The sequence below is a fragment of the Mesorhizobium sp. B2-7-2 genome (assembly GCF_006440775.1).
Taxonomy (GTDB): domain Bacteria; phylum Pseudomonadota; class Alphaproteobacteria; order Rhizobiales; family Rhizobiaceae; genus Mesorhizobium.
Map to the genome: position 1 here is coordinate 537374 of NZ_VFTZ01000001.1, position 9502 is coordinate 546875.

The following is a 9502-nucleotide window of genomic DNA, read 5'->3' on the forward strand; positions in this document are numbered from 1 at the left end:
CGTTCACTCCGCCGGCTGCGGCTCGGCGCCGCTGGCAGACAAGGCGCCGGGCATCGTCGCCGCCGAGCGCACGATCTTCGGCTCCGGCGCCTGCGGATCGGCACCGGCCTCCGCCGCAAGCGAGGCCGCGCGCAGCGCCTTCGCCCTGCCGCGCCAACCGTCCCACATGCCGACGATGCCCTTGGGCAAAAGCAGGGTGACGGCGACGAACAGGCCGCCCAGCGCGAACAGCCAGAATTCCGGCAGCACGCCCGTGAACCAGGATTTGCCGGCGTTGACGAGGAGCGCGCCGAGGATCGGGCCGATAATGGTGCCGCGCCCGCCGACAGCGGTCCAGATCACCACTTCGATCGAGTTGGACGGCTCGAATTCGCCGGGATTGATGATGCCGACCTGCGGCACGTAAAGCGCGCCGGCGATGCCGGCCATGATAGCCGAGACCGTGAAGGCGAACAGCTTGACGTTCTCGGCCCGCCAGCCGAGGAAACGGGTGCGGCTTTCGGCGTCGCGCACAGCCATCAGGAGCTTGCCGTATTTGGAGCGCACGATCGCAGCGGTAACGAAGACGGCGAGCGCCAGCGTCACGGCGCTGGCCGCAAACAGGGCCGAGCGCGTGGCGTCGGCCTGCACGCTGAAGCCGAGTATATCCTTGAAATCGGTCAGGCCGTTGTTGCCGCCGAAGCCCATGTCGTTGCGGAAGAAGGCGAGCAGCAGCGCATAGGTCATCGCCTGGGTGATGATCGAAAGATAGACGCCGGTGACGCGGCTGCGGAAGGCGAACCAGCCGAAGACGAAGGCGAGCAGGCCGGGCACGGCCAGCACCATGAGCGCCGCGAACCAGAAATGATCGAAGCCATACCAGAACCAGGGCAGCTGCTTGTAGTTCAGGAACACCATGAAGTCCGGCAGGATCGGATTGCCGTAGACGCCGCGCGAGCCGATCTGGCGCATCAGATACATGCCCATCGCATAGCCGCCGAGCGCGAAAAAGGCGCCGTGGCCGAGCGAGAGGATGCCGCAATAGCCCCAGACCATGTCGAGCGCGAGCGCCAGCAACGCGTAGCAGAGATATTTGCCAACCAATGCCACGATGTAAGGCGGGATGTGGAAGGCGCTTTGCGGCGAGACCGCCAGGTTGAGCAGGGGCACGATGATCGCGGCGGCCAGCAGGACGAAGATGGCAATGCCGATACGGCGATCGGCGGAAAGGAAGCGCTGCGCGATCATGCTTCCACCGCCCTGCCCTTCAGCGCGAACAGGCCGCGCGGGCGCTTCTGGATGAACAGGATGATCAGCACCAGGACGACGATCTTGCCGAGCACCGCGCCGGCATAGGGCTCGAGGAACTTGTTGACGATGCCGAGCGAGAAGGCGCCGACCAGCGTCCCCCACAGATTGCCGACGCCGCCGAAGACCACGACCATGAAACTGTCGATGATGTAGCCGCGGCCGAGATTGGGCGAGACATTGTCGATCTGGCTGAGCGCCACGCCCGCGATCCCGGCGATGCCCGAGCCCAACGCAAAGGTCAGCGCGTCGACCCATGGCGTCCTGATGCCCATCGAGGCAGCCATGCGCCGGTTGGCGGTGACGGCGCGCATCTGCAGCCCCCAGGCCGTGCGCTTCATGACGTAGAGCAGCACACCGAACACGGCGAGCGCGAACACCAGGATCCACAGCCGGTTCCAGGTGATGGCCAGCTGGCCGACATCGAACGAACCCGACATCCAGGACGGATTGCCGACCTCCTGGTTGGTCGGCCCGAAGATGGTGCGCACCGCCTGCTGCAGGACCAGCGAGACGCCCCAGGTGGCCAGAAGCGTCTCCAGCGGCCGCCCATAGAGGAAGCGGATGATGCCGCGTTCGATTGCAAGGCCGACCAGCCCCGCGACAAGGAAGGCGAGCGGCAGCGCGATTACCAGCGACCAGTCGAACAGGCCCGGAAACGAGGTGCGGATGACTTGCTGGACGACGAAGGTGGTGTAGGCGCCGAGCATCACCATCTCGCCATGCGCCATGTTGATGACGCCCATGACGCCGAAGGTGATGGCAAGCCCGATCGCCGCAAGCAGCAGCACCGATCCCAGCGAAATGCCGTACCAGATGTTCTGGCCGGCATCCCACACGGCCAGCGTCGCGTTGATCTTGCCGATCGCGGCGGTTGCCGCCTCCTTAACCGCGCCCCGGGCGTTCGCCTCAACTGAGGTGAGCAGCGAGAGCGCGTCGCGGTCGCCGCGGGCGGCGACGACCGAGATCGCCGCGAGCTTATCGGCTTCGGGCTTGTCGGAAACCAGAACCGACGCCGCGCGCGCCTGCTCGAACAGGGCCTTGACGCTGGGATCGATCTCGGCGGCGATTGCGGCATCCAGCGGCTCGATGTTCGCCGCGTCGGGCGTCTTGAACATCGTCATTGCCGCCGCAAGACGCACGCTCGCGTCCCTGGCGCGCAAGGTCAGCGTGCCCAGCGCGTCGCGGATGACACGACGCAGCCCGTTATTGACCTTGATCTTGGTGAGGTCGGCCTTGGCCGCTTCGGCGGCGTTCTCGCCGCTCAGCGGATCGAGCAGCTCGATGCTGTTGCCGCTCTCCTTGCCGACAAAAACCTGGGAATCGGCCTTGCGGATATAGAGATTGCCGTCGGTCAGCGCCGAAAGCGGCCGCTCGACGGCGGGATCGCCGCTCGCGGCAAGCTCGCGCACGACGGCCTCGGTAGCCGAGAAGCCGGTTGCAGTCGCGAATTTGCCGATCGATGCGCGAAGGTCGGCCTCAGCCGCTTTCGACGGCGTCAGTCCAGCCATCGTCAGCAGCAACATCAGACCGATTGCGCGCAGCAGCAGCATTGTCGTCTTCAAGCAGCTTTCTCAAGCAATTCCAGGAAAAGTGTGAAGCGGTTTTCCGTCCGGAATTGCGCAAAACTATGTTTCGGGGATCTTGCCCGGGCGGGTCAGGAACCTGCCCGGGCTGCGGTCTCGGATCGCGGGGCCACTCCGCGATCCGACAGACCTGGGATCACGGACCGGGATCAGTTGGTGCCCTTGCCGCCGCACTTTCCGGTGGCGACGTTGAAGTTGCCGCAGGACAGAGGCGCGCGCCAATCCGAGATCAGGTCCTTGGAATCCGGCAGGTAGTCGGACCATTCGTCGCCCATGACGAGGCCGGGCGTTTGCGAGACGGCCTCGAATTGGCCGTCGGCCTGGATCTCGCCGATCAGCACCGGCTTGGTGATGTGGTGGTTGGGCATCATCGTCGAATAGCCGCCGGTCAGGTTCGGCACCGAAACGCCGACCATGGCGTCGATGACCTTGTCCGGATCGGTGGTGCCGGCCTTCTCGACCGCCTTCACCCACATGTTGAAGCCGATATAGTGGGCTTCCATCGGGTCGTTGGTGGTGCGCTTGTCGTTCTTGATGAACTTGTGCCAGTCGTCGATGAACTTCTTGTTCGCCGGCGTGTCGATGCTTTCGAAGTAGTTCCAGGCGGCGAGATGGCCGACCAGCGGCCCAGTGTCGAGACCGGCCAATTCTTCCTCGCCGACCGAGAAGGCCATGACCGGAATGTCCTCGGCCTTGACGCCCTGGTTGCCGAGCTCTTTGTAGAACGGCACGTTGGCGTCGCCGTTGACGGTCGACACCACGGCCGTCTTCTTGCCGGCCGAGCCGAATTTCTTGATCGCCGAGACCTCGGTCTGCCAGTCGGAGAAGCCGAACGGCGTGTAGTTGACCATGATGTCCTCGGCCGGCACGCCCTTCGACTTGAGATAGGCTTCGAGGATCTTGTTGGTGGTGCGCGGGTAGACATAGTCGGTGCCTTCAAGCACCCAGCGCTTCACCGAGCCGCCATCGGCGCTCATCAGGTAGTCGACGGCCGGAATGGCCTGCTGGTTCGGCGCCGCACCGGTGTAGAAGACGTTGCGCTCGCTCTCCTCGCCCTCATACTGGACGGGATAGAACAGGATATTGTCGAGTTCCGAAAACACCGGCAGCACCGATTTGCGCGACACCGAGGTCCAGCAGCCGAACACGGCCGCGACCTTGTCCTTGGAAATCAGCTCGCGCGCCTTTTCGGCGAAGAGCGGCCAGTTGGACGCCGGGTCGACGACCACGGCCTCCAGTTTCTTGCCGAGCAGGCCGCCCTTGGCGTTTTGCTCGTCTATCAGCATCAGCATGACGTCTTTCAGCGTCGTCTCCGAAATCGCCATGGTCCCCGACAGCGAATGGAGGATACCGACCTTGATCGTGTCTTCAGCCGCCTTGGCGGAAGCTGAAGCCAGCAAACCGGCCGCGACGACGCCGGCGGACAGGATTTTTGTTATTTTCGCGAAGTTACCCCTCATATGACACACTCCCAAGCTGGTTGTTTTGCATCGCAATATTAGCAGTGCAAGCGACGTGCCAGATAGGAATGCGCTGAACTGATTTTCGCGATAACGCAGTGATTACAGTTGGTTATCTGATGGCCGCGCAACTGCCGCCTCTACTGCAAGGCGGCAGGATTGAGAAAAGTTTACGCACCGCTGCCTAGATTTTGCCCAAATGTTAGAAATGCCTATGATTTCACCACATGGGCAAGGATAGCTTCGTCGGCCCTGTTGCGGGTTCATGGCGAAATGGGGCAAGGTCGCCGTGCAAATGAGCGACGTCATGGCCCTGCGAACAATCCTGGCTTTCCTGCTTCTTATGTCCGCCGCCGGCGGCGCCCGCGCCGATTTCGCCGACGGCAAGCTCCCCGATGGCGTCTATCACTGCGAGGTCTACCTGCTCGGCCTGTTCCTCAACCTCGGCGACATCACCATCAAGGGCAGCCTCTACAGCGGCCCGGTGACCTTCGGCGCCGCGCCGCCGCCTTACAATTACCAGATGAATCCCAATGGCGAGATCACCTGGCTCGGTCCGCTCGGCGGCTACACCAGCGGCGGCAATTCGATCTCGATGACCCAGGCGACCTTGGATGACCCGAGCGGTCCTTCGTTCGACATCATAATGAAACAGCAGGACGGCGCCTTCACAGCCTCGACCTGCACCAAAAGGTAGCCCTAAAATCTAGCTCTCAGCTGCGACTTCGAGCGCCAGCCGGGTCATGTCGGTGAAAAGCGCCTGGCGTTCCGAATCGTCGGTCAGCTCGCCGGTGGCGACATGATCGACGACGGTCAGCAGCGACAGCGCTCGAACGCCGAACTGTGTCGCAATGCGATAGAGCGCGCTGGTTTCCATATCGACGGCCAACGCCCGCAGCGCCATCGGCTCGTCAAACCGAGCGCGGCCATCGGGATGGTGGAAGACGTCGCTGCAGATCGTCAGTCCGGCGCTGCAGGCGATACCGAGATCGGCGGCGCATTGCAGCGCCCGCGCATGCAGCGCCGGGTCCGGTCCCGCCGGCTGGTAAAGCCCGAACACCTGCCCGCTGATTGCACTCTCGGCCCGCACCTCGCTGGAGATGACGACGCCGCGCAAAGGCACCTCTTCCGACAAGCCGCCGCATGTGCCGGTGCGGATCAGCGTTTTGACGCCGTAATAATCCATCAACTCAAAGGCATAAATCAGGAAAGATGGCGCCCCTATCCCGGTCGCCTGGATGCTGACCGGCTTGCCGCGAAACCGGCCGGTGAATCCCAGCGCGCCCCTTCGGCGGTTGACGCAACGCGGCGCCTCGAGAAAGGTTTCCGCCATCCATCGGGCGCGCTCGGGATCGCCCGGCAAGAGCGCCGTTTCGGCATAGTCCCCCCTCTCCGCCTCGATATGCGGCGTCACGCGCTATCACCCCTGATAGACCCATCCGGCGACCATCATGGCAGGACTGCCGCAATGCGCAAGCTCTGGCTTATTTAGGGCAATCCAGGGAAGCGCTGAACGCCCTAGGATTCCAGCACGTCCTTGACGATCGTCGCCAGTTGCTTGAGCGAGAACGGTTTCGGCAGGAAGCCGAAATGCGCCTCGGCCGGCAGGTTCTTCGCAAACGCGTCCTCGGCATAGCCCGAAACGAACACGAACTTGATGTCAGGCTGGCGTTTGCGCAGCTCGACGAGCAATGTCGGCCCGTCCATCTCCGGCATCACCACGTCGGACACCACGATATCGACCTTGCCGCCGAGCGCCTCGAACACTTCAAGCGCCTCGACGCCGGACGACGCCTCGTGCACGGTATAGCCGCGCGAGGTCAGCGCCCGCACGCCGCCCATGCGCACGGCGTCTTCGTCCTCGACTAGAAGCACCGTGGCCGAGCCGGAAAGATCTTTCGCGGTGTCGGCGGTCTTGGCCGGAGCAGTCGCCGCTGTCGACGGCGCCTCGCCAGGCTCGGCCTGCTTCTTCACCTCGGCGATGTGGCGCGGCAGGAAGATACGGAACACCGTGCCCTTGCCGACTTCGGAATCGCAGAAGATGAAGCCGCCGGTCTGCTTGATGATGCCGTAGACCATCGACAGGCCGAGGCCGGTGCCCTTGCCCACTTCTTTGGTCGTGAAGAACGGCTCGAAGATCTTCTTCAGCACGTCGGGCTCAATGCCGCTGCCGGTGTCCTCGACGTCGACGAGCACGTAGTCGGCCGGCGTCAATTCGCGGTAGGCGAAGGATTTGCACTCGTCGGCGGGGACGTTGCGGGTGCGCACGGTGAGATCGCCGCCGCTCGGCATGGCGTCGCGCGCATTGACGGCGAGATTGACCACCACCTGCTCGAACTGGCCTATATCGACCTTGACCGGCCACAGGTCGCGGCCGTGGTCGATCTTCAGCTTGATGTCGTTGCCGACGAGGCGTGCGAGCAGCATCCTGAGATCGGCAAGAACATCGGTCAGGTTGAGCACTTCCGGCCGCAGCGTCTGCTTGCGCGAGAAGGCGAGCAATTGCCGCACCAGCGAGGCCGCCCGGTTGGCGTTCTGCTTGATGTTCATGATGTCGGGGAAGGATGGGTCCGACGGCCGGTGGTTGGTCAAGAGAAGGTCGGACGCCATGATGATGGCGGTCAGCACGTTGTTGAAGTCGTGCGCGATGCCGCCGGCGAGCTGGCCGACCGCCTGCATCTTCTGGCTCTGCGCCATCTGGCCCTCGAGCGCCTTTTGCTCGGTGGTCTCTACCGCATAGACGATCGCCGCCTCCTCGGCGCCTTCGCTGCCCGCGCTGTCGGCGACGGCATTGACGTAGAAGCGGATGTGGCGCTCCTCATTGCCGGGCAGGACGGAATCGATCGGCTCGATATTGGCCTGCCGCTGCCGCGCCTTCTCGAAGGCGGCGGCGAATGCCGGCCGATCGCGCTCGTGGACGATGGTCTCGAACCGCACCCGCCGGTCGACGGCGTCGCGGTCGACCACGGACGAAAACAGCTGCAGGAACGGCGCGTTGGTGCGCAGGATGCGTCCGCTCGCATCGACGCCGGCAATGGCCATCGGCGTCGAGTTGAAGAAGCGGGTGAAGCGAACCTCGGAGGCCCGCAGCTCCGCGGAAGCGTCCTCGCCCTGGGTGCGGTTGAGCACGATCGTGCGGGTCGGGCCGTTCACGCCTTCGCGGCTTGCCGAAACCCGGTGCATGAAGCGCACCGGCAGCGCCTGGCCGCTCATCGTGGTGAGATCGAGATCGATGACGGCGTTGCGGGTGGTACCGGGGTCGGCCTTGACCGAGCGGACCAGCGCCATGCCGTCGCCGGCGATGATTTCCGGCAGCGTGATGGCGCCCGGCGTGAAGGAGGCAAGGTCGATGCCCAGCCACTCGGCGAGCGTGGCGTTGATATAGGTGACGCGGCCTTCCTGGTCGGCAGAGAAGAATCCGGCCGGCGCATGGTCTAGATGGTCGATGGCTTTCTGCAGGTCGAGGAAGAAACGCTCCTGCTCCGCCCGTTCCTGCGAAATGTCGGCGAGCTGCCAGGCCAACATCGGCAATCTTTGCCCGGGCATGCTGAAGGCGCGGGCGCGGGCGCGGTACCAGCGCGCGCCCGGCTCGGCGCCCGGCTTGATCGACTGCGCCAGCCGGAACTCGCCGTCGCCAGCCTGGCCGTCGCGCAGGCCCGACGCCAGCCGGTAGATCGTCATCGAGGCCTCGGGAACATCCGACAACAGCCCTTCGACGGTCTTGAGATCGGCGGCCGAGGCAGCGCCCGTCATGTCGGCATAGGCGCGGTTGGCGTAGACGACGCGGCCCTTGGTGTCGGTGACCAGCAGGCCCTGCGACATGGAATCGACGAAGGCTTTAGACAATTCGTCGCCGGTCGAACGCGGTGCGATCTGCACGAAGCCGATCGCGGTCGCGAACAGGAAGCCGACGCCGATCATGGCGAGCACGCCGAGCATGCCGAGCAGGAAAGGATCGCCGAGGCGCTCGCGGAAAAGTCCGAAGACGATCGCGGCGCCGGTCAAGACGACGATGAAGACGATGAGCCTGGTGACGGCGCCCGGACGCGTGTTCTGGTCGACGATCGGTACCGGATAGAAATCGCCGCGCGCTTCCTTGGCCATGGTCCCCCTGCTCGTGATTCCGGTGTCCGACGGGCACGGACGGCCGGTTGAATCACATTCTCCTGTAGCGGAAAAGGCCTCGGCGGCAAATGTCCGATAAAATCAACGATTCATGTTTCAAACTGTTCACGATGGGTGATGTGAACTTGCGGTCGCTGGTCCCAACGGTCTAGTGTCCCCTGACTTCAAAGATGGCGATTGGGGTGCACTGATGCAGTGGCTGGATAATGTAGCGGGCCCGGGTTATGTCGCTGCAATCCTGTGGACGGTAGCGGCTCTCATCATGCTGGTTGTCGTCCTGCTCGCCATCAAGGTGGTCCGCAACCTGACGTTCGGCACCTTCGTCGCCGGCGGCAGGAACCGCAAGACGCGGCTTGCCGTGATGGATGCCACCGCTGTCGACAGCCATCGCCGGCTTGTCCTGGTGCGCCGCGACGACATCGAGCATCTGATCCTGATCGGCGGGCCGACCGATGTCGTGGTCGAGCGCGACATCAGGCTGGCGGCGCTGCGCCGCCCGGCATTGACGGGCGACGCCAGTCAGCAGCAGGCAGGAGTTGCGCAACGCCCGCGCGCGCCGCAACCGGCGCCCGCACCCGCCCCTGCCGCCGCTAGGCCGGCGCCGCCGCCTGCCGCCCAGCCAGCTGCCGTCGCACGTCCGCGCGCGCCGGCGCCCGCACCCGCACCCAAGCCGGCGGCGCCGAGCCAGCCGACGGCGAAGGTTATGCCGCTGCCGGGCTACGGAACGACGAACGGCAGCACCCGATATGCGCCGCCGCCCCCAAACGATTCCATCGACGACACGCTGATGCACGAGCTCGAGACTTCTCTCGACGAGACGCATTCCCAGCCGGCACCCAGCAAGCCCGCGGCCAAGCCTTCGCTCGATGACGAGATGACCAAGCTGCTTGGCGAGTTGGGCAGCCACAAGCGCTGACCTAACGGCACTGCACAGGGATTTTGACCAGTCGGCTCTGGTAGCGTTGGAAGGTGGCATGCGTTGGAGATTGGCCGAAACGCCCATCGCGATCGTCATTCTAGGGCGGAGCAGGAGCGAAGCTCCGT

Annotated in this window: 7 protein-coding genes; 2 read left to right on the forward strand and 5 right to left on the reverse strand. The window is 64.4% G+C overall.

From position 1 onward, the window contains the following. Positions 1 to 3: 3 nt before the first annotated feature. From urtC to urtA, 3 genes are all read right to left on the reverse strand, one after another. A complete protein-coding gene (gene urtC, locus FJ425_RS02745; protein WP_140721549.1) occupies positions 4 to 1227 on the reverse strand; it encodes an urea ABC transporter permease subunit UrtC in 1224 nt (407 codons plus the stop codon). Beyond that, the gene (urtB, locus tag FJ425_RS02750; protein WP_140721552.1) at positions 1224 to 2840 is read right to left on the reverse strand and encodes an urea ABC transporter permease subunit UrtB; all 1617 of its coding nucleotides are present in this window, start codon (positions 2838 to 2840) and stop codon (positions 1224 to 1226) included. The genes urtC and urtB overlap by 4 nt, the downstream gene beginning before the upstream one ends. A gap of 182 nt (positions 2841 to 3022) precedes the next feature. Beyond that, a complete protein-coding gene (gene urtA / locus FJ425_RS02755) occupies positions 3023 to 4333 on the reverse strand; it encodes an urea ABC transporter substrate-binding protein (protein WP_140721555.1) in 1311 nt (436 codons plus the stop codon). 307 nt (positions 4334 to 4640) lie between these two features. Between urtA and FJ425_RS02760 the strand changes: the two genes are divergently transcribed. Further along, positions 4641 to 5030 (forward strand): hypothetical protein, encoded by a 390-nt coding sequence (locus FJ425_RS02760; protein WP_140721558.1) that lies wholly within the window; start codon positions 4641 to 4643, stop codon positions 5028 to 5030. A 9-nt stretch (positions 5031 to 5039) separates the two neighbouring features. On the opposite strand, the gene FJ425_RS02765 is transcribed toward FJ425_RS02760, so the two are convergent. Both FJ425_RS02765 and FJ425_RS02770 read right to left on the reverse strand, forming a co-directional pair. Continuing rightward, positions 5040 to 5747 carry a DeoD-type purine-nucleoside phosphorylase gene (locus tag FJ425_RS02765; RefSeq protein WP_140721563.1) on the reverse strand — a complete coding sequence of 236 codons (708 nt, stop codon included), beginning with the start codon at positions 5745 to 5747 and terminating at the stop codon, positions 5040 to 5042. Positions 5748 to 5851: 104 nt separating this feature from the next. Further along, positions 5852 to 8437: an ATP-binding protein gene (locus tag FJ425_RS02770; RefSeq protein WP_140721566.1), complete on the reverse strand. Its 2586-nt coding sequence runs from the start codon at positions 8435 to 8437 to the stop codon at positions 5852 to 5854. Positions 8438 to 8648: 211 nt separating this feature from the next. On the opposite strand from FJ425_RS02770, the gene FJ425_RS02775 reads away from it, so the two are divergent. Further along, the gene (locus FJ425_RS02775) at positions 8649 to 9374 is read left to right on the forward strand and encodes a flagellar biosynthetic protein FliO (RefSeq protein ID WP_140721569.1); all 726 of its coding nucleotides are present in this window, start codon (positions 8649 to 8651) and stop codon (positions 9372 to 9374) included. Positions 9375 to 9502: the final 128 nt, after the last annotated feature.